The organism is Vibrio sinaloensis (genome assembly GCF_000808535.1).
Classification (GTDB): Bacteria; Pseudomonadota; Gammaproteobacteria; order Enterobacterales; family Vibrionaceae; genus Vibrio; species Vibrio sinaloensis_D.
This window is the reverse complement of the sequence record NZ_JWLV01000009.1, coordinates 164,013-188,461: the sequence shown is the minus strand read 5'-3', so window position 1 is coordinate 188,461 and position 24,449 is coordinate 164,013. Positions and strand designations below refer to the sequence as shown.

The following is a 24,449-nucleotide window of genomic DNA, read 5'->3' as shown; positions in this document are numbered from 1 at the left end:
CGAAACTACATGGCGATAATTCGGTTCAAACACTGAATACAATCAGTTCGTTTAAAGGGGAGGAGATGTCTTCCCCTTTAGTAGTTTTTAGAAATCAAAATGTAGCTTGTATGAATCTAATTAAACCCAGTATCGCTTTGTTGATCTCATCGACTTTGACTCCCGCCTACGCGGATGCTCTTAGTGATGCGCAAGCGGTTCAGAGTAAAACCAATCAAGCCTCAGCCGTGAGTCAGAAACGCATCGACGCAAGTGCTGAAAAGGCATTGACGCTCGAAGCAGAAATTGAACAGTTGCAAGAAGAAGTCAGCAACTTAACGATCTATCGCAACCACCTTTCTAGTTTGGTCAACAGCCAAAATGAGGAGGTGGTGAGTCTCAATGAGCAAATCGAGCAAATTGCGCAAACTCGACAGGGTGTGGTGCCATTGATGTATCACATGATTGATGGCCTCAAGCGCATCGTGGCCAATGACAAACCTATTCGAAAAACACAACGTGAAGAGCGCATAGCCAAGCTAGAGGCAATGATGACGCGTGCTGATGTCGCTGAAGCGGAAAAATTTCGTCGTATTTTAGAGGCGTACCAAATTGAGATGGACTACGGCACGAAGATGGGCGTCTACCAAGGCAAGATTGCATTGGATGGTGATGACCAAATAGAAGCCGATATTTTTTACTTAGGGCGGGTATCACTTGTGGCGCGCAGTTTGTCGGGTGAACAGTTTTGGAACTGGTCACAGCAGCAACAATCATGGCAAGCGGTTGGCAGTGAGCAAAAAGCGGAACTAGATAAAGCGTTTGCCGTCTCGAACAAGCAGATTGCCCCGAGCATGCTGACTCTGCCTATCTCTCTGAATGTTTGGGAGGGAAATTAGTGATGAAAAAATGGCTATCGGTTGCGTTGATTTCTACTGCAGCTCTTTTCCCTCATTTAACTGTGGCGAGTGATGCGTTACTGGACAAAGCGCAACAAGAAAATCGTCAGCAGCAGTCGCACAATGTGGCTCGTGAAGCGGGGTTTAAGAAAACTCAGCAAGAATTACAAGCCTTGAAGAACCAGCTTGTTGCCGAGCGTGCAGCGTTGCAAGCAGAGGCCGATTCTTTGAGTGTGATCTTCAGCGATAACGAATCGCAGCTTGCCCAGCTTGAAGAGAAACTTCGCCTAGAAACCGGCAGCTTAGGTGAGCTTTTTGGCGTCGTGCGTCAAAATGCCAAAGAGCTGCAGTCAGAGCTTAAGTTCTCTGTCACAGGGGTTGATGCCAACTCATTTCAACAAAACATCGATGATATCGTTGCTGCGAAATCATTGCCGACACTGCCTCAATTACGCGCAATGTGGCGCAGTATGGAAGAGCAAATTAAAGCCAGTGGTGAAATCGCCAATGTGCAATTTGCTTTGCTAGATGGTGAGGGGCGCGAACAAACTGCTAACGGTGTTCGTCTCGGGTCTATGGCGCTATTGAATGATGCGGGCTACGTGAAGTGGAATGGTCAGCGCGGCGATGCCGTGAGCTATCTACGCCAGCCTGAAAATGGTCCCACGGCAAGCAGCCTGATCTCAGGTGATACTGACTCACTGGTGGTTGACCCTTCCAGAGGCATTTTGCTCGAGCAATTGGCAAACTCTCCAAGCATGACCGAACGACTGAATGCTGGTGGTGTCGTGGGTAAGATTATCCTTGGCTTGCTCGCCATAGGGTTGATTATCGCGCTGGTCCGTGGTGTCTCATTGTTCATCGCACGGCAAAAGATTGCGAAGCAATTAAAGAGTTCAACTCAGCCAAGTGACAACCCACTGGGGCGCATTCTTTCGGTATACCAAAAAGACAAACATCGCAGTGTTGAAGCGCTGGAGCTGCGTTTATTAGAAGCGGTGGTTGATGAGCAAACTCACCTTGAGAAAGGCTTGTCGATGCTAAAGTTACTTGCCGCCCTTGCCCCTATGCTGGGTCTGCTTGGTACGGTAACGGGGATGATTGAAACTTTCCAAGTGATCACTCAGTTTGGCAATAGCGATCCAAAAGTTATGGCGGGGGGGATCTCGATGGCACTTGTCACTACGGTTCTGGGTCTTGTGGCGGCAATGCCGTTGCTTCTGGCGCACAACCTACTGAGTTCTCAAGCTGAGAACATTCGCCATATTCTAGAAAAGCAGGGGATTGGCCTTGTGGCAGAGCAAGCTGAGCGCGATACGCTAACAAGTAACAATGCGTCGCATACGGTCGCGGAGAGCGCAGCATAATGGAGCCGATCCTACTCAACACATTGGGTTTGATCAGCGAGGATTGGGCCGCGACTTTAGTGCGTTTTATGCAGCAAGGCGGCCCTGTTTTATGGTGGTTGGCGGCGGTTGTGACACTATGCTGGCTGCTGGTTATGGAGCGCATTATCTACCTTGTGGTGACTTTCCCAAAAGTGAAGAATCGGCTTTGTGAGCAGTGGTCTTCAAGAGCGGAACATCACTCTTGGTACGCGCATCAAATCCGTAACGGATGGATTGCAAAGGCTCAAATTGAACTGCGCCAAAACCTATCAACCATCAAAGTGCTGGTCGCGATTTGCCCAATGCTCGGTTTGTTGGGTACGGTCACCGGCATGATCGCGGTCTTTGACGTGATGGCGACACAAGGCAGCAGCAATCCCAAATTAATGGCTTCCGGCATTTCACTGGCAACATTGCCCACAATGGCAGGTATGGTTGCCGCACTTGCTGGTATGTTTGCTCACGCTCGTTTAAGCAAAGTGTGTCAGCGCAAAGCCCTCCAGTTAGAACAATCTTTAAGGAGTCAGAAGTGAGACTCGGACGTAGAGACCGCCGTCAAGAGGAAGCGCAAATCGACTTAACCTCAATGCTCGATATCGTGTTCATCATGCTTATCTTCTTCATTGTGACGAGTTCATTTGTGCGTGAGTCAGGCGTAGAGGTGAACCGCCCACAAGCGTCGAATGTGGCGAGCCAGAAAGACGCAGGGATCTTTATTGCCATTAACGCCGCGAACGATGTGTTTATTGATAAACGTATGATTGATATTGAACGTGTTGAAGCCACTATCGAGCATCTATTACTTGATCAACCCGACGCGTCGCTGGTGATTCAAGCGGACCAACATGCTTACAATGGCACGGTGGTGAAAGTGATGGATGCAGCAAAAGGCGCTGGCGTTAAACGCATTGCATTGGCGGCGGAGAAGCCTTAATGGCAAGACTCTTCCTTGCGTTGCCTCTATCAGTTCTGATTTCGCTGAGCTTGTTTAGCTTGATGGCCTGGATGGTGGATAAAAGTCATCAAGGGGCACCTCAGGCTTCTGAAGCCGTGCGGTTTGATATGGTGATGTTAGAAAACGATGCGGATGTGCAACGTCGCCAACGCTCAGTACCAGAGCAGCCAAAGCCGCCTTCGTCTCCCGAACCGATGAACCTAACGCAAGCGCAGACGCAGATTAAGCCAGTTAGCCCAGTGATACCTAGTAGTGCCTTGGGGCTCAATACCGCTATTGACGGCATTGCCATCAGCGCTCCAAATCTAACAGGGACGATGGGAAACCAGCGTGCTCTGCCTTTGTATCGTGTAGAACCTCGTTACCCAAGCAAAGCATTGAAAAGGCGAGTGGAAGGGTATGTGATCATGCAGTTCACGATTGATGCTGCTGGGCGCCCTAAAGACATTCAGGTGATTGAAGCAAATCCAAAACGTGTGTTTGAGAAAGAAGCGGTTAACGCCCTGAAAAAATGGAAGTATCAGCCAAAAATTGAAGCGGGCGTATCGGTTGAGCAGTTTGGGCAAACCGCTAAAGTGGAGTTCAAATTAGCCAAATGATGAAAACGCTCTTAATCGGGGTGCTGCTGAGTATGAGCACCTTCGCCACCCTCGCCAATGAGCTCAGTGAATATACCGCGGTGCGAATTCAACGCGCGCATAACTTGGCTCAAGAAGGCAAGCTCCAAGACGCCATCTCAGCACTGGAAGCACTGGAAACGTCTCGTGATTACGATCGGGCATTCATCGCCCGTATGCTAGGGATATTTTACTGGCAGAGCGATCAAGTAAACTCGGCGATAAAACAGCTTGATACAGCGGTCACAAGTGGGCTCTTAAATGACGATCAAGCTTGGCAAACGCGTAAGATGCTGGCGGATTTATTGCTTAATGAACAGCGATTTTCGCAAGCGTTGCCTCATTACTATGAGCTAAGCCACTCGGTGCCTGAAAACCAGAAAGCGCATGAAGTGTGGCTACGTATCGTTCAGTCTCATTACCAACTAAGACAATGGCGAGAGGTGCTCTCTTCGATGGCTCGTTATGAGCAATTTGGCTTACCCGATGCGTTGCCGCCATTGTCGATTAAGCTCTCCGCAGAACTTGAGCTTAAGCAATGGGCGTCTGCCATAGACACGATTAAGCGTTTAATTGTCATTGAACCTGAGCGTATGGAATGGTGGCGACAGTTTGTCGCTTTGTACCTTCGGACAGAAGACAGTAAACGGGCTTTGGATACGCTCGCCTTAGCCAAACTGCAAGGTGCGGCGTTCACTCAAGATGATGTTAAGTTGCTGGCTCAGTTGTACGGCCAAAGGGGAATTCCAGAACGTGCTGCCAAGGTGCTAGGTGAGCTAAAAGACCTAAACTCAGACAGTAAGCTCAAAGCGCAACAAGCGACGTTTTGGCAAATGGCAAAGGAGTGGGATAAGTCGATTGCAAGCTGGCGAGTCGCCGCCAAACTCGATCGCCACTACTATTGGAATTTGTCTCAGCTCTTGGTTCAAGAAGGCCATTATGAGCAAGCATTGATCGCGCTAAAGCAGGTGCCTGGACGAAAGGCTGAGGTGGCACTGATGAAAGCTCGAGCCTACTACAAGTTGCAACGCTTTGAGGATGCACTGGTAAGTGCGAAACGTGCCAATGCGATTAAGCCTTCAGCTCAAGCTGAGAGTTGGGTGAAATATCTAACCCAACTGCGTAAAACAAAAGCGCGCCAAAGTAGCTAATAGAGTGTTGTCGAGCGGAAAACTAAAAAGGCTACCCGAGGTAGCCTTTGTCGATTATGCCGCGTTAGCAAATTGCGCTAGGAAGGCATCTTTACGAGCGTTAAAACGTTCGACCAAATCATCTACAGAGGCTTGGTCGTAAGGTTTTAGACCACTTGCCACCATACGCTTGATGCCTTTGCCAACCACTTCGCCATCTTCTTTAAAGGCAAAGTTCAACGTCACCACACCACGCTTGCCATCCACATCGAAGGTCGCGCCAGTAAAGTCGACTTCAGGGTGAGTCAAATCTAAGCGGTCAAACTCCACTTCCATGCTTTCATAGATAACCAAAGGACGCTGGCAGTTGATCATCGCCTGTTGTTCTTCCATCAGCGGTACCATGATGTGCGGGAAGTTCATGCCAGAAAACTGCACGTAGCTTGTTACGACGTGTTCGATGAACTCTGGGTTGCGGTTCACTTCACCTTCATGAGACATGTGTAGGTATTCTTTACCATTGGCATCGACAACTGCACTTTCTTTTTCGCATTTATTATCTACTGATAACGCGACGCCATCATTCACCATTCCTGAGAAATCAAAACGCATTTTCTGGCTGATGCCTTCTTTGCTAAGCAAAACGGCAAAGAGGAGATCGCCAGGTACACAGAAGCGTTTGTTGTCTTCGTCATGGATTGGGTTGAAATCACCCGCCACTTTCTTAGCGAAATGGCTCGCTTGTTGACGAGTAAACTGAAATTGGTCGCTATTTTGCGAAAAATACGGTGTCAGAAACATAGTTGAATTCATGTGGCTATAACTGGAGCGAAGTATACATGAAGGCAGTCAATCAAATGGTCTATCCAGATGAGAAGCTGCAGTGAATATTGAAAATAATATTTTTGTGCGATATTTGCACAACTGGTTAATACTAAGATAAGTGATTAGTTTAGTAACAGTGTCATTCTAACGTTAAGTTTGGACAAGGAGGTGACATGTCACGACTTCACCTAATCTGGGTGGCTTTCTCTCTTTGGCCGCTTTCTGTTTATGCGATAGTTTCAGGCAATGCCGTCAGCCAAATTGAGTACACAAGTGATTACAGTCATGTGGTATCAGTGGGAGCGAGTGTTAAGGCTGAAGACCACTTTTGTGGTGGTACCATCATCGCTCCGCAATGGGTATTGACTGCGGCGCACTGTTTAGTTGCATCAAGCTCTAGCCAAGAAGACTCGGAAGAGAACCCAGAGAACATAACGCAATACGATGTTGCGAAACCAATAGAGTTGTCGGTGACAGCAGGTGTGGCTGATTTGAGTGATACCGCCATTGGCAATTTGTATCGCGTTACGCATGTTGTCATACACCCAGATTATTATCCGACTGCCAGCGCAACCACAACAGCTTATCAAAATGATATTGCGCTACTTTATGTTGAGCGCACTTTCTCTGGTACCCCAATCTCTTTAGTTGATTCGACAAGATATAGTGAATTGCTCGCGCTAGGACCTCTATGGGATCCTGCTAACCCGCAGCCTAATGTAAAAGTAGCAGGTTGGGGAGATGGTGACACCTCGGAGCCGGATCCCGCTTTTGGTGGTAGTGATACCATATTGGATGAAGTCGACGTTGCTTTTAACCCTATCGCCGATTGTTATGCTCGTCTAGAGAGCGGACGTGATACGCCCAGATACATTGCGTCGACAACCGATCCTACCAAGCTATGCACGATGTCGACGTTGGTCGTGACAAATGACCAAGATGAAGCGTATGGAAACGGAGCCTGTGAGGGTGATCCTGGGGGCCCTTTGACCTTTGTTGCTGCTGACTCTAACACTTACCAAGTTGGCATTATTAGCGCTAGCCCTGTGAGCAACACGATATGCAGTTCTGCGACTATTCCAGCTTGGCACACCAATCTCAATCACTATCTGACTTGGATATCGACATACACAAGTGCGCCAACGCCACCGACTCAAACTGTCATCAAGCCGACATTTTTGACCTCAACCACGACTCCTGATCCTGGCGATACCCCCGATGAAGAGGCAGAAGAAGGCAGCACCACACCTGAAACCTCGCCCAACTGTTCCGGCAGTGCCAATATCGGCGTGGGCAGTGGGACGGCGCAGCTTGGTTGCGATTCGGGCTCAAGCAGTAGTGGTAGCAACGGGTGGTTAACCATGATTGGGTTGGGCTTACTTCTCTACCGTCGTTATTGGCTACCAACACGCGAGAGCTAAGGTTTGTGAAAACTGAGCAAATTACCGCTCCGTAAGCCAAGTCTCAGCCAAGATCTCATCATCTTTGTATTGATTTGAGAAATGCTCTAACAGCGCTGCCAAATGTTCACCCGTATCGCAGAGTGTGTTGGCGACTAAGTCTTCAGATACATGAATTGGGCTGGCTTGGGGCTGAGCTTTTGGTGTTACCAGAACTGGAATGATGAACTTGTCTCGACTTGGTTGATGCTGCTCTTTGAACTGGCGAGCAAAGTGATGGACTTGGTCGGCTTTGGCACAATCGTAATCGTGACTGACGTGATCAATTGACAGCACGAAAATCAAACCGCGATAGAGAACCACGCAATCCACGTTTTCAGAGGAGTTTGGTACTGGAACTGACAAGAAAAGGTGTCCGGCTAAGTGGGGAAGCTCGTTCAGTGATGTTTTCAGTAGTTCGATGTCTTGGCTGTGTTCTACAACTGTGGAGTTGGCTGAATCTTGAGTGAGTAAAGGCGTGCTGGCGGTACGACAAAAGTCAAACAAAGGAATCGAAAGTTGTGGGTTCATTGTGTTTTGTGGTCTGGCTATATCAAAGCCCTAGTATAAAAGGCGCAAAGCAAGAGTGCGACGAGGCCGGTTGTAAAATGCGCCTAAAAGCCAGATACACATCTTTAGAACATGTATTGAGATACCGAGTGGTGCACACCATGATCGGTTTTTGCTTTCGCAGGTAAGTTAGTTTGAGCCAACACCAGTTGGTTATCTTTTATTTTGAATTGGATCTCTTCGCCTGATTCAAACGTCAGCGTATAGCCTGTCGTGATAGAACTGAGCATGCCAGCCCCTTCAAAGTACTGTTCAATCGCTTTGAAGTTAGCAACGGTTCTAAGTTGAATACCATCGTTGAACAGATAGGTCGTTTCAGATGGAAAGGTTTCTTCCTGCAGGTAACGACACATAGTCAGCAGAGAGTCATTCGTGAAGGTAATCATAGTGCTTTCCCGATGGTTGTTGGTCAAAAATCAGGAACGGACTATAGCGGAACTTATAATTGATATTTAAATCACTTACTTTTGCTTACTTGTCAGTAAAAGTAAGCCCTACTTATGCAGTAGGGCTTGTTTAGATTAGAACTTGGCCTTCACCCAAATCATACGGTGATCTGAAGAAACATCTTTTCCATTGCCATATTTGCCGACACGTTTGTCGTTAAACAGGCGATAGCTTTCTTCCGTTGGCGTCGACCAGTACACACCCGAGTCGATCACGTTTAGCGTTGCAGATGGCATTGCGTAATCCACTCCTAACCCGAAGGTTGAGGTCACATGTTCAGGCTTTGGATGGCGCTTACCACTTGATTCGATGTGTTTGACCGCGCCTTGGCTTGATGGGTAGAGCTCCCCATTCATCACTTTTTGATTGAGCAATGGGTCATTATGCAGCGCTTGCATCACCGAGCTTACGCCGTCGCCAGCTACAGGGTCGAGGTTTAGGTCACCCATGATCACAAAGTGTTTACCCTGTTCCAGACCGCCCGTGTTACCCGCATCGTCATAGAAGTATGGCTTACCTTGAATGTATTGATGCCAGAAGGCGACTTCAGCTGCGTTTTGCATCTGATTTTTGCCAGTATCGAACACGGGTGGTGTTGGGTGTGACATCAATAGGTGAACCACTTGGTCGCCCTTGTCAGTCGGGATAATGATTGGTGCATCGACGTGGTTTTTCGACGAGAGACGAACTTGTTGCCACTCTTCGTCGTTGTACCAAGGGTCACCACATTTCATGCCTTGCGGGATCTTATTGTACTTATCATTGCATTTGGTGATGGTTGGGATCGTTGCACCCGCGAGATCTTTCCATCTGAACTCTTGGAAAGTACGCGTGTTTTCGGTGTCAATTTCATACTTGGACATTAAAGCGAACGCGTATTGGCCATGGTAAAAACCAAAGCCCCATGCGTCGCCTGGCAGTTGACCTTTCTTGCCATTGTTGTCCAAATCGAGATCGCTCAATAGCCCCGTATTGGTCGCGTAAGATTCAAAAAACGGGTACTCAATAGCGGTTAGGTTAGGTTGGCCGCCCGCGCCCTCACTGCTTTGCGAAACAGACAGGTAGTTGGTTTGAAAACCAATAAGCGCGGCTTTATTTTCGCCGGTACCGTCGTTGTTGAATTCAGCCATCATGATCACATCAGGGCGGTTTTTCTGGATGATCGCCGCAACGTTGCGAATCTGAATGACTTTCTCAGCCGTTTGCTTGTCTTCCTCACTGATCGAGCCATCAAGGTAGCGAGTAACTAAAGCCGTTTGTTGCTTAGGTTCGATCTGCATCTCTTTGACTAAGTCTTCGAAGGTCGCTCGGTCGAAAGAGAGGTTGTAAGTCGCGATGGTTACTTCAGTCATTGGGGACTCGGTCGTTTGGGTGGTCATAGCGCCGCAGCCAGTTAGCAGTGTTGCGCTAATGGCGAGAGCCAAAGGAGTTGTTAGCTTTTTCATCTAAGAAGCATTCTGGTTATGAATATCAAAGGAATGGTAGTGTGAATACCCTAAATGTAAAGTGACCCGAGTCGCGGTGTAATTGTTCTGTCGACCGTTTGCAGGATTTATGAGCACAGTCTCAAGGTGCATAAAACAATGAATGTGATTCACCGCCCATATTTGCATTAATAATCAGCATGCTTGGTTTTTATCGGGTTAATTGGTTGGACACTATTTCACCGATAACAAGCAAGGAAAGCGCATGAAAGACGAAACGCTATCTATCCATTTTGGCTATGAGACAGACCCAACCACCAAATCAGTCGCGACGCCCATCTATCAAACGGTTGCCTACGAGTTTGACAATGCACAACATGGTGCTGACCTATTTAACCTCGAAGTCCCAGGCAATATCTACACTCGAATCATGAACCCAACCAACGACGTGTTGGAAAAACGCATGGCGGCCCTAGAAGGCGGAATTGCGGGTTTGGTTGTTAGTGCAGGCAGCGCCGCGATTAACTATGCCATTCTTACGCTGGCACAAGCGGGGGATAATATCGTCTCAACGCCGCAGCTTTATGGTGGTACCTACACGTTGTTTGCCCACATGCTGCCAAACCAAGGCATCAAGGTGAAATTTGCCAAAGACGATAAGCCGGAAAGTTTGGCTGAACTTATCGATGAGAATACCAAAGCGGTGTACTGTGAAAGTATCGGCAACCCCGCTGGCAATATCATTGATCTAGAGCGAGTGGCGGAGTTGGCGCACGCACAAGGCGTCCCTGTGATTGTTGATAATACTGTAGCCACTCCTGCACTGTGCAAACCGATAGAGTTTGGTGCGGATATTGTTGTTCACTCATTGACTAAATACGTAGGCGGCCATGGCACCACGCTAGGCGGCATTATTATCGATTCCGGCAAGTTCCCATGGGCAGAGCACAAAGAACGATTCCCAGTCTTTAATCAACCAGAGCCTTCGTATCATGGCGTGGTCTACACTGAGGCATTCGGTGAGGCGGCGTTTATTGGTCGTGCGCGCACGGTTCCGTTAAGAAATACCGGTGCGGCGTTGTCGCCAATGAATGCGTTCATGTTGATGCAAGGTTTAGAGACCTTATCTTTGCGCATGGAACGACACACAGAAAACGCCTTGAAAGTGGCGCAGTACCTTGAGCAGCACGACAAAGTCAGCTGGGTGAGCTACGCGGGATTACCGAGCTCCGAGTTCTACCCATTGGCGGAAAAATATATGAAGGGCAAGCCGTCTGCGATTCTCTCGTTTGGTTTGAAAGGTGGCTATGACGCTGGCGTCAGCTTCTATGATGCGCTGCAAATCTTCAAGCGTTTGGTCAACATTGGTGATGCTAAATCATTAGCTTGTCACCCTGCGTCTACCACGCACCGTCAATTGAGTGAGGCGGAGCAAAAACAAGCGGGCGTTTCACCAGAGATGATTCGCCTGTCAGTCGGCATTGAGCACATAGATGACATCATCGCCGATCTAGAGCAAGCCTTAAACGCTTAACGGTCATAAACAGCAAACGGCGCTGAACTCTCAGCGCCGTTTTTTATTTCACCCTAGTGACCTTTGGGTTACTCGTTGGTTGGCTTGATGAAAGAGCCATAAATATCATGACGTCGGTGTTTCAGGTTGGTGACCGAGCCTTCGGTATTGAGCTGCTTGAGCTTAGTAAGATCGACATCGGCAAAGATGATCATCTCGGTGTTGGCACTGGCCTCTGTGAGCGTGGCATCGTGGGGGAAGTAGATATCAGAAGGTGAGAAAACCGCCGATTGCGCGTACTGAATATCAACGTTGTCCACACGCGGTAGGTTGCCCACACTACCACCAATTGCCACATAACATTCGTTTTCAATTGCCCTTGCTTGAGAACAGATTCTGACTCGTTGATAACCATTTTTGGTGTCTGTCCAGAATGGGACAAAAATGATCTGCACGCCTTGCTCTGCCATCATGCGGCCAAGTTCCGGAAATTCGCTGTCGTAACAAATCAAAATACCAATTCGACCCGCGTCGGTTTCGAACACTTTGACGTTGTCTCCACCATCAATAACCCAATCTTTCTCTTCATGAGGGGTAATGTGGATTTTATATTGCGCCTCGATGTGCCCATCTCTCTGCAACAAGTAAGAGACATTGTAGAGCTTGTCATTCTCCAGTACTGGCACGCTACCCGCGATGATGTTGATGTTGTAGGTCACCGCCATTTGTGAAAATCGGTTTTTGATCTCTTCACTAAATTGGGCAAGGAAGCGAATCGCCTCTACAGAGTTTTGACCTTTTTGCATCCCCATCAGCGGTGCATTAAAAAATTCGGGGAAGAGAGCGAAGTCCGCTTTGTAGTTAGATAGCGAGGTAACAAAGAACTCCGCTTGATCCATCAAGTCATCCAAGTCTCGCATGGCGCGCATTTGCCATTGCACCACCCCAATGCGAACTAACGTCTTTTCGATATCGTGTACAGACTGAATGTCTTCTTCATAAAAGAAGTTATCCCACTCAAGCAAGGTCGCGTAACCTTGCGAGGCGTCGTCTTCAGGCAGGTAGTTGCGCATCAAGCGCTTGACGTCGAAATCGTTCGCTAGTTGGAACGACAAGATAGGATCATGCAGCTCACGACGTTTTATTTTGTCGATGTATTCTGGCACCGTCAGTGAATCAGCGTGCTCCTGATAATTAGGAATACGGCCGCCTGTGAGAATCGCTTTAAAGTTTTTACTGCGACATAACTCTTTACGTGCGTCGTAGAGACGGCGTCCTAATCTGAGCCCGCGATAATCTGGGTGAACGAAGACATCCAAACCATACATGGCATCGCCTTTCGGGTTGTTTTGGATGACATTGTTTTCATCAATGATGTCGGTGTAAACGTGCGGCAAAGAGAAGCGATTGTAGTCGACTTTGATAGTCAGAGCGGCGCCAACGATCTTTCCATTATCCTCGATACACACTTGCCCATCAGGGAACTGGCGAATCAATTCCATGATGGTACTGCGTGGCCAAGCGCCTCCAACATCTGGGAAGACGAGATCCATGAGCTCGGCAATTTCTGGGTAGTCCTCTTTCTCGATGGTTCGTAGAGAAAGTTTTGGCGTCGTGTTGTCCATAACAGTGTTCCAATTTTTACAGCATTAACATAAGCCTAACACATTCAGGCTCAATGCTTAATGAGCCTGAATGAAGGAAAGGCGTTACTCAGGGAGGGGTTCGGCTCGCGTCGCTTTGACCTGAAGAATCCGGTTGTTATCGACCTTGATGATCTCAAACTGCCATTCTTGATAGCGAATGCACTCGCCAACGTCTGGTACTCGACCGATCATCCAAGTCAACAATCCGTTCAGAGTTTGGAAGCCTTCAGTCTCTTCTCCCTCAATGACACTGATTTCTAAGCGATGCTTAAGCTCATTGAGTGGAATCAAGGCATCCATCCACCAACTGCCATCATGTTGCTGTTTTGCCCACGAGTGCAGTGGAGTCATGCCCAGCTCGCCAGCAATCGATTCGAGCAAATCGTAGTGGGTAACTAAGCCTTGAACATCGCCGTATTCGTCGACGATAAATGCCATCTCACTGTTGCTTTTCTGCATATCGTTCAGCAGTGGTAAGCCTTTGATTGACTCTGGCACATAACGTGGTCGGCGAGCTTGTTTCACTAAGGTGGTGATGGAGAGCTCGTCATATTGATCGAGCAGCACTTTGGATGAAATCGTTCCTATGATGTTATCTAAACTGCCGTGGACCAAAGGCCAAACGGAATGCTGAGTCTGACGCATCTGTTTGAGAACTTGTTCAATCGGTTGGCTGACATCCAGATATTCAATATCGCAGCGCGGCGTCATTAGTGACGTCGCTAAGCGGTCATTTAGGTGGAGCAGATTGCTGATCATTTGCTGCTCTTGCGGTTCAATGGCTCCAGACTCAGACCCTTCTGTCACCAAGGCGACGATGTCTTCTTCTGTGACTTGATCGCTGTCATCTCCGTTTTGACGCAGCAGCGTTAACAGAGCGTCGGTCGAGCGGCTTAGTAGCACCACAAACGGAGTGGTCAAAATCGCCAACCAGTGGATAGGGTAAGCCACGATCACCGCGATGTATTCGGCGTTTCTTTGCGCGAAGCGTTTCGGTACCAACTCACCGACCACAATGGCGAAGTAGGTGATCAAAATAACCACACTCGCGGTCGCAACAATAGCAGCGAGTTCGGCTTCAAGCCCTTGTGATGTCAACCAAATTGCAAATGGGGCAGATAAGGTCGCCTCACCGAAAATACCGCTCAAAATACCGATCGCGGTAATACCGATTTGAATTGTAGAGAGGAATCGGGTTGGGTTGTTCTTTAGCTCTAATGCGAGTTGTGCGGAGGGTTGCGTTTCAGCGAGCTTTTTCAAGCGGCTCGATTTTGCTGCGACGAGCGCCAGTTCTGACATGGCAAAAATGCCGTTAAGGGTGATAAGCCCCACCAGTATGAAAATATCCATTGATTGTTCCAGTAATAAACACGTCGTCAGGATAACGAGAGCAACCTATAAAAGATAGGCAATAAGTCCACGATAACGCTAAATATTTTTACGGTGACGATAGGATATTCTGATTGAAAGTTTGAGCCAAGTTTCGACCTGCCTTGTGGTCGGCAGGTCGAACTTAATTTATTGCTCGCTCACTTTGAGGTGCAACTCACCATCGATCTTTTCACGAGTCTCGATACTGGCTCGGTCAACATCCCCTTGCAGAGTAAACAGCAGATCGCGAGCAAACTGTTTGTCGTCAAAATGCCAAGAATGTGTCCAATTGGCATCAGGGTGAACGGCGCTTTTATCTTCGTCGAGTTGCTTCCAGTGACGATCCACTCGGACATTGACCAAGTTGTCAGGCGCGCTGTCATCAAGACCCACTCGGCCGATTCTCGGGGCGGCACCGAGTCGTTTAATGTTCGAGATCTTCAGTGCGTTGTCGTGCGGATTTTGGTAGTTGGTGATACGAATGGCGTGTTCAAAGAGGGCTTGAGACTTGCCATCTTTTCGGTGCGTGGATTTACGTGCGATATCGCCACCAATCAAAGCGATTTGGCTAACGTTCCATTTAATGCGTTGCAAATAGCGATCGAACTTGGCTTCATAAAAGGCCTCACGAATGACGTAAGCGCCAGTGGAATGACCAAGCAGGTGAACATCAATATCGCAGTGGTTTCTGTCTTGCTCCAGTTGGTTTTTCGCTAACACTACGATACCGTCTTTGACTAACTTTAGTGCGGTCTGCTTGGCGTCGCAGCGATCTTCAGCGTAGTTAAGGGTGCATTGCGCACTTGGCCAATCGAAGCTCACGATGGCGCCTTTATATCCAACCTCTCGCAACCTTTTTTGCAGCAAGTCATGGCGATGCATGATGGCGGTAATCGAATTGTTGTACCCGTGAACAAAGATAAGAATATCGCCAATGGTGTAGCCTGAAACGGGCGACTTCTCAATGGTGTCGTGCTGGCCTGTGCGGGCCCTCACTAACAAGCGTTCTAGCCACTCGGTTCGTGTCAGTCTGTGTTGTTGAGGGTGAGGGGACTGCCCATCAGGTACTTCCAAGTAACGGGTTGTCCCAGGCTCATTACCAAACTCTGCCTGTTCCCCTTTGCCTTTTACGTTGCGAACACAGATAACAAAATTGCTGCTCATATCACTCATAGCCACACCTTTATTGTTGGTTTTTCACAGCTTAATTGTGGAAGGTGTCGCAGTAATCCTGCTGTCACAAAAATTGGAAACCAAACAATATCTTTAGGTAATTGCGTTGTTTGTCATATTGATTCTGTGAGACCCAGAGAAGCGCTCGTATTCGATTACTGTGAGCTGCGTGTTTTAAAGTGGTCGATGATAAAGTCGATCAGCGCTCGTACCGGCGGTGAGAGATGTTTGCGTGACGGATAAAGTAAGTACATTTGCAACGTCATCAACTGCCATTCTGGCAACACCCAAACCAGTTTGCCTTGGTCAATCCACTCTTGAGCCAAGTAGTCCGGCTGCATCGAGATGCCCAAGCCCGCCAAAGAGCCATGCAGTAACACCGTTGCTTCATTGGCGGTCACGTCACAGCTTACCTCGACATCGTGTTGCTGTTCTCCTTGTGTGAGCTGCCAGATCTGACGACCAAAATTCTTATAGCCCAAACAAGCGTGATGCGTTAAGTCTTGAGGGTGAGTAATTGGATCATGGCAGGCCAAATACTCGGGCGCGGCCACCAGCTTTGAATAGCACACTGAAAACGGACGACCAATCAAAGCAGGGTTAGGCTCATTGGTGGTGCGAATGGCCAAATCAATGCGCTCTGCCACCATATCTACCGCGCGATCTTGGGCATCAATGTCTAGCTTAATGCCGGGGTAGCGTTGGCGAAATGCTTGCAGTGCAGGCATCAATTGGGAAAATCCAAAAGACATACTCACCGACAAGCGCACGTAACCTGTGACGGCTTGCGATGGCATCAAGCTCTCTTCCATTTGTTGTGCTTGCTCAACCCAGTGCTGCAAGTTCGGTAGCAACTGCTCTCCTGCGCTGGTTAAAGAGACTTTTCTTGTAGTGCGCTGTAGCAAGCGTGCGCCCAACCAGTTTTCAGCTGCTTCCACGTAGCGAGTCACCATAGGCCGAGACATCTCTAGCCTTTCGGCTGTGGCAGTAAAACTTTCTGTTTGAGCGACGTCTAGCATCACTTTAGCGGCGGTCAGTTTATCCATTTACTTGCTCGAATTAAGAAATAATGATGCAAAGAATAGGCTCTATTTCGAAATAAAACCAGTCGCTACTATGACGGCGACTGAACAGAAAACCTTCGAATTAGGACACAGACTATGAAAAACATCACCACTTTAGCACTACTCCTTGCGACCTCTCAGGCGGCCATGGCGAAAGGCGATCTTACGTTTGACGTCTACAACGCCGACGAGAACAGCTTTAACGTGACATCGACGCTTGTTATCGGCGAGACGGAAACGCTGCTGATTGATACCGGCTTTACTCGTGCCGATGCATTGCGTATTGCGGCCAAAGTGATGGATGCGGGCAAACCATTGAAAACAATATTCATCAGCCAAGCGGATCCTGACTACTATTTTGGCGCGTCTCAGCTGCTTGAGATATTCCCTGAAGCGAACGTGATCACCACTCCGGCGGTTCGAGAGGCGATTGCCAAAAAGCTCGAAACCAAAGTGAGCTTCTGGGGGCCAAAAATGGGGTTAAATGCGCCAGAGAATCCTAAGCTACCAACTGCGATTAATGCGCGTCAGATTACGGTAGACAACAAAATTATCGAGATTCGCGATGCCGAAGGTGTGCTTGCTCATCGCCCTTACTTATGGGTACCGAGCGAGAAAGCCATCTTAGGCAACGTGGGCATTGTGCAAGGCATGCACGTATGGATGGCAGACACCCAATCTCAGCAAGAAGTGGATGCTTGGCTAACTCAGCTTGAAGAGATGCAAGCCCTTAAACCTAAGCTGGTGGTGCCGGGTCATATGATGGAAGACGGCAAGCTTGATGCAAGCACGATTTCGTTTACTCATACATGGATTGAACGTTTTGAAGCGGCGAAGAAGGGCAGTGATAATAGCGCAGAGGTGATCGACGCGATGGTAAAGCATTACCCTCAGTTCGGTTCCGATTTTAGCCTAGAGCTTGGCGCTAAAGTTCACATGAAAGAAGCGAGTTGGTAACGGGTACTCTATGTTCAGTCAGCGGCGAGTCCACTGACTGAACATTCATTTGATACGTGTGAGCTAACCTTAGATTCCCTCAAACGAAGCGGTTTGGGCTCTCTTTATGATTGGCCGCCTGAGCCTCTAATTGCGCGACTTCCGCATCCAGTTGCGCGATCTTTTCAGCCATAAGTTGATGGCAGTGATCGGCGAGTGCACGAGCATCTTGTAGCTCATAGTTTGAGACATCAATGGGCGCTAACATTTCGGTGATGACAATGCCGTTGTTGGCGCGATTAAGCTGGATCTTGTTATGCGTGGTGCTGGTGCACATAGGGGTAATTGGCACGCCAGCTTCAATGGCCATACGAAACGCCCCCGTTTTAAACGGAAGCAAACCTCGCCCTTTACTGCGCGTCCCTTCCGGATAGACCCACACCGATAAGTCACGCTGGTGAATTGCCTCGGCGACTTGCTTGATGGTGTCCCGCGCTTTGGATTTGTCTTCTCGGTTGATCAAAATATTGCCGGTAATCCAATAAAGCTGTCCAAAAAAAGGAATCCACAGCAGATCGCGCTTACCCAGAGAGACCGCCCTAGGTCTTAGCATTCCGGGATCCGTAACAAAATCAAACACGCTTTGGTGGTTGGAAATATAGACACTGTTTTTTGGCGTTGGCGCGTTTTCTAATCCTCTTTGGATGAGCGTTAAGCCCACGATCTTGTGCAGTTGATTGAACCAGCGGCAAAAGAAATAGACGTGTTTTGGGTTCCTTGGACTAAACAAACAATAGATCAGGGCGAATAGGGTGGTAAACACCACAAAAACCGCAGCCAAGATTAAACGTAGAACAGCAAGCACAGCTAACTCCTTCTGGGCTCTAGGCGAGTAGAACGCATGGATTGGAATAAGATTAGAGTTTTAATTCTATTTAACGAAATTGCAACAATTTTTCTGAGAGCTGTCGGTGGTAATCACTTTTGAAGCGATTTATGATGCAACGAGTTTAATCACCAATGTTGATTTATGTCTTCAACTCTCTCTTTTTACGAACAAAATGCCAACCAACTGATGGAGCAATACCAATCGGTGGCGTTTGAACGCGTGCATCAAAGTTGGCAGTCTTTCTGGCCATTGACAGGCGACAAGGTGCTTGATGTTGGCGCTGGAAGCGGAAGAGATGCGAAGTGGATGGCAGAGCAAGGTTGTGAGGTCATTGCGATTGAGCCTTGTCATTCATTGAGAGAGTTGGGCAATCAGTTTACGGGGCACTCTGTGACATGGCTGGATGACGCCCTGCCAGAGTTAACGGCGACACAAAATCTCGGGATGCGTTTTGATCTGATTTTGGTCAGTGCCGTTTGGATGCATTTGGCACCCAGCCACAGAGAGCGCGCGTTTCGAAAACTGTCTAATTTGCTGGCACCAAATGGTAAGTTGGTGGTTTCACTTCGTCATGGTGAGTTTGATGATACGCGTAAAAGCTTTCCTGTTTCTGTTGAGGAGTTAGAAAGGCTCGCGATAAACAGCGCCTTACTCGTGCGAGAGATTTCAGACAGTGATGACCAAATGCGCCGTCAAGATGTGTGGTGGCAGACGGTTGTTTTAACACTGCCTGATGACGGTTCTGGTGATTTGAACAAAGTGCGCCACATTATCGTCAATGACAGCAAATCGGCGACGTATAAGTTAGCACTGTTAAGGACAATTTTACGGATTGCAGATGCGCATTCTGGTGCGGTGGTTGACCGCTCTGAAGGGAAAGTAGCCATTCCGTTGGGGTTAGTGGCTTTGTATTGGATTCGCCAGTTTAAACGTCTGATCGATAAAGAAAACCTTCAGCAAAGCTCCGATGTGTCGAAAGGTTTGGGTTTTGTGAAGCCTGATGGTTGGGGTAAACTCGCACACTTGTCGGCGGATGATTTGGCGATTGGGGCGCTTTTTATCAATGACGAGGCTAAAGCATTAGATAAAGCAATTCGTGACACCATCAGCACATTAAAGAGTGGCCCTGTTAAATTCACCTACCACGGCGATATTTCCAATCCTTACTTCCACATCCATCGAAAAACGCCCAAGAAATCTGATTCTTGCCTCATCGATAGTCAGTTTTTGCAAAGCTATGGCGTACTTACCTTAGATGAGAGTCTTTGGGACTGTTTCCGACTTTACCATGCGTGGATTGAACCTCTGGTAGTCAATCAATGGATCATGGAGATGCAGCGATTTAGTCGCAATCAAGAGCGAAACATCACGCTGCAAACCTATCATGACTGCTTGGTATGGCTGGATAAAGTCCACGATACTAAAGATGTCAGAAGCAGGGTTGATGAGCTGCGAGTTGCCGATATCGATGTGCGCAGTGTGTGGAGTGGTTCGAGTCTGGCAAAAGGGTATCACGTTGATCACTGTTTGCCGTTCGCCCATTGGCCAAATAATGACAGATGGAACCTTGTTCCAACCACAGCAAAAGAAAACCTAGATAAAAAAGATCGACTGCCTGCCAAGAAACGTTTGTCGGACTCTAAGCATCGTATTGTCAGCTGGTGGCAAACGGCTTGGGATTCTCCGAACGACCAAACGCGATTTTTCTCAGAGGCCTCCTTGTCTCTACCCAATATTCCACCTCAGTGTCGCGACTTCGAGGAAGTCTTTGATGCGATGGGACTCCAAATCCGCGGCGTGAAAAGCCGCTTACTCGTCAATGAGTGGTAATAAACGTCTCTCCTGAGCCCACTTTGTTCATATTTACCCACTTTTAGCGCTACTAAGTAATTGCTTTTTAACGCCTTATTTTTCTATTGAGTGTTCACTCTTTTTATTTATTTGGTGATATTCAGTCTGGATATAGTGCATTTGCTCTATAAATTTTTGGTGATTTTATCAATCTGCCTTATAGCTAAAGCGCTTATGCATAGTCAGCTTTAATGACTAGACATAGCAAAAAAGTGAATAAAAATAGCTCAATAAGGAAACGAGCAGATGCACAACATTAATAATAAAACCAAGGGCTTATTTGCCCTTTCAACAATCGCAGTGGCTTTGGCCAGTACATCAGCAGTCAACGCAGCACCACTGATGGGGTTCAATGAGGCAGACTTGCCAACCAAATACATCGTTAAATTCAAGGAAGATGCGCCAGTGCCATTTTCACGCTCAGGTGAGGCTTTAATGGCCCCAACAGAGGTGCGTGAAAATGTACTGCAAGCGGTGCAAGCACGTCAGGTTGAAAGGCTAGGCTCAGACACGATTTACAGCGTTGAGATGGATGACAGTGAAGTGTCTAACCTACGTGGCAATGCACAAGTCGAGTATGTCGAGGTGGATCCGCCGCGCTACCTACTGAGTGAGACAACGCCATGGGGTTTTAACGCGGTGAACGCGCAGCTTCTTAGTGACGCCAATGCGGGTAATCGCACTGTGTGTATTATCGACTCGGGCTACGATCTGAGCCACAACGATTTGAGCGGTAACCGTGTGACTGGAACTAACGACAGCGGCACGGGCTCTTGGAGTTCTCCAGGTAATAACAATGCGCACGGCACTCACGTTGCGGGCACCATCGCGGCTATCGCTAACACGGAAGGTGTGAAAGGCGTGATGCCAAATCAAAACGTTAATCTGCACATTGTAAAAGTGTTCAATGAATCGGGTTGGGGCTACTCGTCAAGCCTAGTTAAAGCGATTCAAACCTGTGCGGACAACAATGCCGATGTGGTCAACATGAGCCTAGGGGGCAGTCAGTCGAGCCGCACGGAACAAAACGCGTTGCAAGATCTGTATGACCAAGGTGTGTTGCTGATCGCGGCGGCGGGTAACTCTGGTAATACCGCACACAGCTATCCTGCATCTTACGATGCGGTGATGTCAGTTGCAGCGGTCGATACCAACAACGATCACGCGGCCTTCTCTCAAGCGACTGACCAAGTCGACATCGCAGCTCCGGGTGTGGCGGTACTGTCGACCGTTACGGTAGGCGAGGGTGTGCTTTCTGACATTACCATCGGCGGTGTGAGCAACTTTGATCGCGGTGTGGTGCCGCATAACCGTAAGAGCAAAACATCGGGCAGCTACGTGTCGGATCCTGTTGCTGGCAGCGTGACTGGTGCGCTGGCAAGTTGTGATATCTCATCGGGCAGTTACAACTGTGGTGATATGAGCGACAAAGTCTGTTTGACTGAACGTATCGAAAACCAACGTAGCGGCGTGCGCCCGGAAATCGATCCTGTCAAAGCGTGTTACAACGCGGGGGCGAAAGCGGCGATTGTTTACAGTAACGCTGACTTGCCAGGTTTACAGAACCCATTTGTACTCGATGATTACGATCGCTACCGCTTGGTGTCGGTTACGGTTGACCGAGCGTTTGGTCTTGAGCTAGCTGGCCAAGTAGGTCAAGAAGTGACGGTATCGACGACGACAGGGGAAGATTACGAGTACTACAACGGTACATCAATGGCAACGCCGCACGTGGCGGGTGTTGCAGGCTTGGTATGGAGCTACCACCCAACCTGTACCGCGCAGCAAGTGCGTAAAGCGCTAACCGCGAGTGCGACGGATATTGATGTCGCAGGTCGTGATAACCGCACTGGTTATGGTCTAGTGAATGCTGATGCCGCCAAGACCTATTTAGACGCGGGCTGTAATGGTCCAGATGGTGGTCAAACGGACAATGTTCTGGAAAACGGTGTTGCAAAAGGTCCGCTATCAGGCGCATCTAAATCAGGCATCTTATTTACCTTTGACGTTCCAGCCGATGCCACACAAGCCAGCTTTACGCTAGCAGGCGGCAGTGGTGATGCAGATATGTACGTACGCTTTGAAGGCACGCCAACAACGCGCACTTACGATTGTCGTTCATGGGAAAGTGGTAACAACGAGAGCTGTACGCTGAATGTGACGTCAGCAGGCACTTATCAAGTTCTGATTGATGGTTACTCTGCTTATTCTGGTGCGACGTTAACGGCAACTCACAATGGCAGCGCGAGCGGTGGCAACTCTGGTGGTGAAGTGCCATCAAGCTACAGCAATACCAACGCGGTGAGCATCCCAGATAACAGTGCGTTAGGTGTTGTTAGCGATATTGATGTTTTGCGCTCGGGCGATTCAGGCACGGTTTCGATTGATGTTGATATTAGCCACAGCTACATTGGTGATCTTAAAGTGACGCTGACGTCGCCAACTGGCGGTCAAGTGGTGCTGCACGAAAATACGGGTGGTTCGGCAAACGATATTAACACCAGCTACCAAGTGGATTTCACTGGTTTTGAGTCCAAAGGTAAGTGGGAGCTTAAAGCAGTCGACAGTGCTCGCCAAGATACCGGTACGATCAACAGTTGGACACTATCCTTTCAGTAAGGAGTCAATATGAAGAAGCAAATCGTGGCAAGTGGGCTGTTTATGGTGCTTGCTGGTGGTGTAACGACATTGGTTGTCGCGGGAAACTCGGCGTTTCCTCCGGTGGATGACCGTGTCGCAGAGGCTGAGCAGCAAATGCCTCGTTTCTTTGTGAAGTATTATCCAGAAAAAGAAGGGCAAGCGCGTGCGCTTCTTCAGCAACATCAACTGGAAATTGTGGAAACCCTGAGCAAGCAAGAGGTGTTTGTGGTGAAGGGGAGCAAAGATAAGCTCGATCAACTCATCAGTAGTGAGTTCATTGATTACATTGAGCCTGAGCCCATCCGCAGTTTGTACTCTCAATAAGCAAAACGCCCCGTTTGGGGCGTTTTTTGTCTCTTGTCTATTCGCTTGGCAGTTCTTTGGCGACTTGACCAAGGGTGTCGACGATAACATCGATGTGCTGTTTTTCGATGATAAGCGGCGGCGACAAGGCGATGGTATTACCCATGCTGCGCACCATAACGCCCTTGTCATAACAACGCTTCAAAATATCGAAACCAATCGGCTTACCATGAGCGGGTTGGGCAAACTGTACTGCGCCAATCAAGCCATAGTTACGAATGTCGACGATAGAGCCGACCCCTTTTAGTGAGTGCAGGCCTTGCTCAAAGTATTGACCGATTTCACCACTGGCTCTATTAAGTAGCCCTTCCTGTTCGTAGATATCGAGCGTCGCCAAACCCGCCGCACAAGCCACCGGATGACCGGAATAGGTGTAACCATGGAAGAACTCAACGCTGCCTTCAGGGGCACTGTTGACGACCGTTTGATAGATCTCGTCTTGAGCGAACACCGCGCCGAGCGGCACAACGCCACTGCTGATGCCTTTCGCAGAGGTAATCAAATCAGGAATTACATCAAACTCCTCGGCCGCGAATGCAGAGCCAAGGCGTCCCCATCCGGTAATCACTTCATCGAAAATCAAAACAATATCGTGTTGAGTACAGATTTCGCGTAAACGGCGCAGATAACCCTTTGGCGGGAGGATAACACCGCCCGCTCCTGAGATAGGTTCAACAATCACGGCTGCGATGGAGTCTGCGCCATGGAACTGAATGAGTCTTTCAAGTTGCTCGGCTTTTTCTACCCCATGTTCAGGCAGGCCGCGGCTAAAGGCGTTACGTTCAATATCGAGCGTATGATCCAGATGGTCGGTTGGCAGCAGTGGGCCAAAGCCTTTGCGGTTTGGTGTTAAACCTCCCACAGAAATGCCGCCAAAGTTCACGCCATGGTAGCCAAGCTCGCGACCAATCAATTTGAATTTTCCGGTGTTGCCTTTGGCTTGTTGGTAAGCCAGTGCGATTTTTAGTGCGCTTTCGACGGCTTCAGAACCAGAGTTAGTAAAGAAGACTTTGTTTAGCCCCGGCGGTGTGTATTTAACCAATCGTTCGGCGAACTCAAACCCAATGTCGTGACCAAAGTTAAACGGCGAGCTGTAATCCAACTCGGCCACTTGTTTTGCCATCGCCTCGCCAATTTCTTTGCGTCCATGACCAGCGTTGACACACCAAAGGCCGGCGGTAGCGTCAAGCAGTTGGGTATTTTGGTCTGAGTAGCAATACATGCCTTCAGCTCGATTAATGATACGAGGGTTCTGTTTGAAATCGCGGTTCGCGGTAAATGGCATCCAGAAGGCATCGTAACTGACTTTTCTTTCCATGTTCGACAAGCT

At 48.5% G+C, this 24,449-nt stretch carries 22 protein-coding genes; 12 read left to right on the top strand and 10 right to left on the bottom strand.

Annotated elements, in window-relative coordinates:
- The first annotated feature begins 110 nt into the window (after positions 1-110).
- Genes RJ47_RS06735 through RJ47_RS06710 form a run of 6 tightly spaced genes read left to right on the top strand, consistent with a single transcriptional unit; the run spans position 111 to position 4,989 of the window.
- The gene (locus tag RJ47_RS06735) at positions 111-878 is read left to right on the top strand and encodes a DUF3450 domain-containing protein (protein ID WP_039482594.1); all 768 of its coding nucleotides are present in this window, start codon (positions 111-113) and stop codon (positions 876-878) included.
- Positions 878-2,245: a MotA/TolQ/ExbB proton channel family protein gene (locus tag RJ47_RS06730; RefSeq protein ID WP_082016326.1), complete on the top strand. Its 1,368-nt coding sequence runs from the start codon at positions 878-880 to the stop codon at positions 2,243-2,245. The genes RJ47_RS06735 and RJ47_RS06730 overlap by 1 nt, the downstream gene beginning before the upstream one ends.
- Complete coding sequence (locus RJ47_RS06725; protein WP_039482587.1) at positions 2,245-2,799, top strand: MotA/TolQ/ExbB proton channel family protein; 555 nt, start codon at positions 2,245-2,247, stop codon at positions 2,797-2,799. Before RJ47_RS06730 ends, RJ47_RS06725 begins: the two co-directional genes overlap by 1 nt.
- Complete coding sequence (locus RJ47_RS06720) at positions 2,796-3,200, top strand: ExbD/TolR family protein (RefSeq protein ID WP_039482585.1); 405 nt, start codon at positions 2,796-2,798, stop codon at positions 3,198-3,200. The genes RJ47_RS06725 and RJ47_RS06720 overlap by 4 nt, the downstream gene beginning before the upstream one ends.
- Positions 3,200-3,820, top strand: coding sequence for an energy transducer TonB (locus RJ47_RS06715; protein WP_039482583.1), 621 nt, complete (start codon positions 3,200-3,202; stop codon positions 3,818-3,820). Before RJ47_RS06720 ends, RJ47_RS06715 begins: the two co-directional genes overlap by 1 nt.
- On the top strand, positions 3,817-4,989 hold the full coding sequence (locus RJ47_RS06710; protein ID WP_039482580.1) for a tetratricopeptide repeat protein: 1,173 nt from the start codon (positions 3,817-3,819) through the stop codon (positions 4,987-4,989). Before RJ47_RS06715 ends, RJ47_RS06710 begins: the two co-directional genes overlap by 4 nt.
- A 54-nt stretch (positions 4,990-5,043) precedes the next feature.
- On the opposite strand, the gene RJ47_RS06705 is transcribed toward RJ47_RS06710, so the two are convergent.
- Positions 5,044-5,769, bottom strand: a complete 726-nt coding sequence (locus RJ47_RS06705; protein ID WP_038139980.1) for a DUF3581 domain-containing protein — start codon at positions 5,767-5,769, stop codon at positions 5,044-5,046.
- A 197-nt stretch (positions 5,770-5,966) separates the two neighbouring features.
- Here RJ47_RS06705 and RJ47_RS06700 point away from each other — a divergent pair, with 197 nt between their 5' ends.
- On the top strand, positions 5,967-7,214 hold the full coding sequence (locus tag RJ47_RS06700; RefSeq protein WP_039482577.1) for a S1 family peptidase: 1,248 nt from the start codon (positions 5,967-5,969) through the stop codon (positions 7,212-7,214).
- A gap of 21 nt (positions 7,215-7,235) precedes the next feature.
- Here the strand turns inward: RJ47_RS06700 and RJ47_RS06695 are convergent, their stop codons facing one another.
- The 3 genes from RJ47_RS06695 to RJ47_RS06685 all read right to left on the bottom strand — a co-directional run bounded on the left by RJ47_RS06695 (position 7,236) and on the right by RJ47_RS06685 (position 9,694).
- On the bottom strand, positions 7,236-7,763 hold the full coding sequence (locus tag RJ47_RS06695; protein WP_039482572.1) for a hypothetical protein: 528 nt from the start codon (positions 7,761-7,763) through the stop codon (positions 7,236-7,238).
- Positions 7,764-7,867: 104 nt separating this feature from the next.
- Positions 7,868-8,188, bottom strand: a complete 321-nt coding sequence (locus RJ47_RS06690) for a hypothetical protein (RefSeq protein WP_038189853.1) — start codon at positions 8,186-8,188, stop codon at positions 7,868-7,870.
- 135 nt (positions 8,189-8,323) lie between these two features.
- On the bottom strand, positions 8,324-9,694 hold the full coding sequence (locus RJ47_RS06685) for an endonuclease/exonuclease/phosphatase family protein (RefSeq protein WP_039482570.1): 1,371 nt from the start codon (positions 9,692-9,694) through the stop codon (positions 8,324-8,326).
- Between the two features lie 244 nt (positions 9,695-9,938).
- Here RJ47_RS06685 and RJ47_RS06680 point away from each other — a divergent pair, with 244 nt between their 5' ends.
- Entirely contained in the window at positions 9,939-11,207 is a 1,269-nt protein-coding gene (locus tag RJ47_RS06680) for an O-acetylhomoserine aminocarboxypropyltransferase/cysteine synthase family protein (RefSeq protein ID WP_039482568.1), read from the top strand.
- A gap of 68 nt (positions 11,208-11,275) precedes the next feature.
- On the opposite strand, the gene RJ47_RS06675 is transcribed toward RJ47_RS06680, so the two are convergent.
- The 4 genes from RJ47_RS06675 to RJ47_RS06660 form a co-directional block, all read right to left on the bottom strand.
- Complete coding sequence (locus tag RJ47_RS06675; RefSeq protein WP_038139996.1) at positions 11,276-12,811, bottom strand: bifunctional GNAT family N-acetyltransferase/carbon-nitrogen hydrolase family protein; 1,536 nt, start codon at positions 12,809-12,811, stop codon at positions 11,276-11,278.
- A gap of 84 nt (positions 12,812-12,895) precedes the next feature.
- Positions 12,896-14,182 carry a hemolysin family protein gene (locus RJ47_RS06670; protein WP_038215357.1) on the bottom strand — a complete coding sequence of 429 codons (1,287 nt, stop codon included), beginning with the start codon at positions 14,180-14,182 and terminating at the stop codon, positions 12,896-12,898.
- 168 nt (positions 14,183-14,350) lie between these two features.
- A complete protein-coding gene (locus tag RJ47_RS06665; protein ID WP_231565939.1) occupies positions 14,351-15,376 on the bottom strand; it encodes an alpha/beta hydrolase in 1,026 nt (341 codons plus the stop codon).
- Positions 15,377-15,531: 155 nt separating this feature from the next.
- Positions 15,532-16,422, bottom strand: coding sequence for a LysR family transcriptional regulator (locus RJ47_RS06660; protein ID WP_039482567.1), 891 nt, complete (start codon positions 16,420-16,422; stop codon positions 15,532-15,534).
- A 114-nt stretch (positions 16,423-16,536) separates the two neighbouring features.
- Between RJ47_RS06660 and RJ47_RS06655 the strand changes: the two genes are divergently transcribed.
- Complete coding sequence (locus RJ47_RS06655) at positions 16,537-17,397, top strand: MBL fold metallo-hydrolase (protein WP_039482566.1); 861 nt, start codon at positions 16,537-16,539, stop codon at positions 17,395-17,397.
- A 79-nt stretch (positions 17,398-17,476) separates the two neighbouring features.
- On the opposite strand, the gene RJ47_RS06650 is transcribed toward RJ47_RS06655, so the two are convergent.
- A complete protein-coding gene (locus tag RJ47_RS06650; protein WP_038140001.1) occupies positions 17,477-18,241 on the bottom strand; it encodes a 1-acylglycerol-3-phosphate O-acyltransferase in 765 nt (254 codons plus the stop codon).
- 165 nt (positions 18,242-18,406) lie between these two features.
- On the opposite strand from RJ47_RS06650, the gene RJ47_RS06645 reads away from it, so the two are divergent.
- The 3 genes from RJ47_RS06645 to RJ47_RS06635 all read left to right on the top strand — a co-directional run bounded on the left by RJ47_RS06645 (position 18,407) and on the right by RJ47_RS06635 (position 23,080).
- Positions 18,407-20,095 carry a class I SAM-dependent methyltransferase gene (locus RJ47_RS06645; protein ID WP_039482564.1) on the top strand — a complete coding sequence of 563 codons (1,689 nt, stop codon included), beginning with the start codon at positions 18,407-18,409 and terminating at the stop codon, positions 20,093-20,095.
- Positions 20,096-20,362: 267 nt separating this feature from the next.
- Positions 20,363-22,735: a S8 family serine peptidase gene (locus tag RJ47_RS06640; RefSeq protein WP_039482563.1), complete on the top strand. Its 2,373-nt coding sequence runs from the start codon at positions 20,363-20,365 to the stop codon at positions 22,733-22,735.
- 9 nt (positions 22,736-22,744) lie between these two features.
- On the top strand, positions 22,745-23,080 hold the full coding sequence (locus tag RJ47_RS06635) for an ATPase (protein ID WP_039482559.1): 336 nt from the start codon (positions 22,745-22,747) through the stop codon (positions 23,078-23,080).
- A 37-nt stretch (positions 23,081-23,117) separates the two neighbouring features.
- Here the strand turns inward: RJ47_RS06635 and RJ47_RS06630 are convergent, their stop codons facing one another.
- Positions 23,118-24,437, bottom strand: coding sequence for an aspartate aminotransferase family protein (locus tag RJ47_RS06630; protein WP_052131346.1), 1,320 nt, complete (start codon positions 24,435-24,437; stop codon positions 23,118-23,120).
- Between the last annotated feature and the right edge of the window lie 12 nt (positions 24,438-24,449).

Excerpts from the sequence above, each read along its gene's own strand:
- RJ47_RS06735 (WP_039482594.1), top strand. The coding sequence starts at position 111 with ATGAATCTAATTAAACCCAGTATCGCTTTGTTGATCTCATCGACTTTG.
- RJ47_RS06725 (WP_039482587.1), top strand. The coding sequence starts at position 2,245 with ATGGAGCCGATCCTACTCAACACATTGGGTTTGATCAGCGAGGATTGG.
- RJ47_RS06715 (WP_039482583.1), top strand. The coding sequence starts at position 3,200 with ATGGCAAGACTCTTCCTTGCGTTGCCTCTATCAGTTCTGATTTCGCTG.
- RJ47_RS06710 (WP_039482580.1), top strand. The coding sequence starts at position 3,817 with ATGATGAAAACGCTCTTAATCGGGGTGCTGCTGAGTATGAGCACCTTC.
- RJ47_RS06705 (WP_038139980.1), bottom strand. The coding sequence starts at position 5,769 with ATGTTTCTGACACCGTATTTTTCGCAAAATAGCGACCAATTTCAGTTT.
- RJ47_RS06700 (WP_039482577.1), top strand. The coding sequence starts at position 5,967 with ATGTCACGACTTCACCTAATCTGGGTGGCTTTCTCTCTTTGGCCGCTT.
- RJ47_RS06695 (WP_039482572.1), bottom strand. The coding sequence starts at position 7,763 with ATGAACCCACAACTTTCGATTCCTTTGTTTGACTTTTGTCGTACCGCC.
- RJ47_RS06690 (WP_038189853.1), bottom strand. The coding sequence starts at position 8,188 with ATGATTACCTTCACGAATGACTCTCTGCTGACTATGTGTCGTTACCTG.
- RJ47_RS06685 (WP_039482570.1), bottom strand. The coding sequence starts at position 9,694 with ATGAAAAAGCTAACAACTCCTTTGGCTCTCGCCATTAGCGCAACACTG.
- RJ47_RS06680 (WP_039482568.1), top strand. The coding sequence starts at position 9,939 with ATGAAAGACGAAACGCTATCTATCCATTTTGGCTATGAGACAGACCCA.
- RJ47_RS06675 (WP_038139996.1), bottom strand. The coding sequence starts at position 12,811 with ATGGACAACACGACGCCAAAACTTTCTCTACGAACCATCGAGAAAGAG.
- RJ47_RS06670 (WP_038215357.1), bottom strand. The coding sequence starts at position 14,182 with ATGGATATTTTCATACTGGTGGGGCTTATCACCCTTAACGGCATTTTT.
- RJ47_RS06665 (WP_231565939.1), bottom strand. The coding sequence starts at position 15,376 with ATGAGTGATATGAGCAGCAATTTTGTTATCTGTGTTCGCAACGTAAAA.
- RJ47_RS06660 (WP_039482567.1), bottom strand. The coding sequence starts at position 16,422 with ATGGATAAACTGACCGCCGCTAAAGTGATGCTAGACGTCGCTCAAACA.
- RJ47_RS06655 (WP_039482566.1), top strand. The coding sequence starts at position 16,537 with ATGAAAAACATCACCACTTTAGCACTACTCCTTGCGACCTCTCAGGCG.
- RJ47_RS06645 (WP_039482564.1), top strand. The coding sequence starts at position 18,407 with ATGTCTTCAACTCTCTCTTTTTACGAACAAAATGCCAACCAACTGATG.
- RJ47_RS06640 (WP_039482563.1), top strand. The coding sequence starts at position 20,363 with ATGCACAACATTAATAATAAAACCAAGGGCTTATTTGCCCTTTCAACA.
- RJ47_RS06635 (WP_039482559.1), top strand. The coding sequence starts at position 22,745 with ATGAAGAAGCAAATCGTGGCAAGTGGGCTGTTTATGGTGCTTGCTGGT.
- RJ47_RS06630 (WP_052131346.1), bottom strand. The coding sequence starts at position 24,437 with ATGGAAAGAAAAGTCAGTTACGATGCCTTCTGGATGCCATTTACCGCG.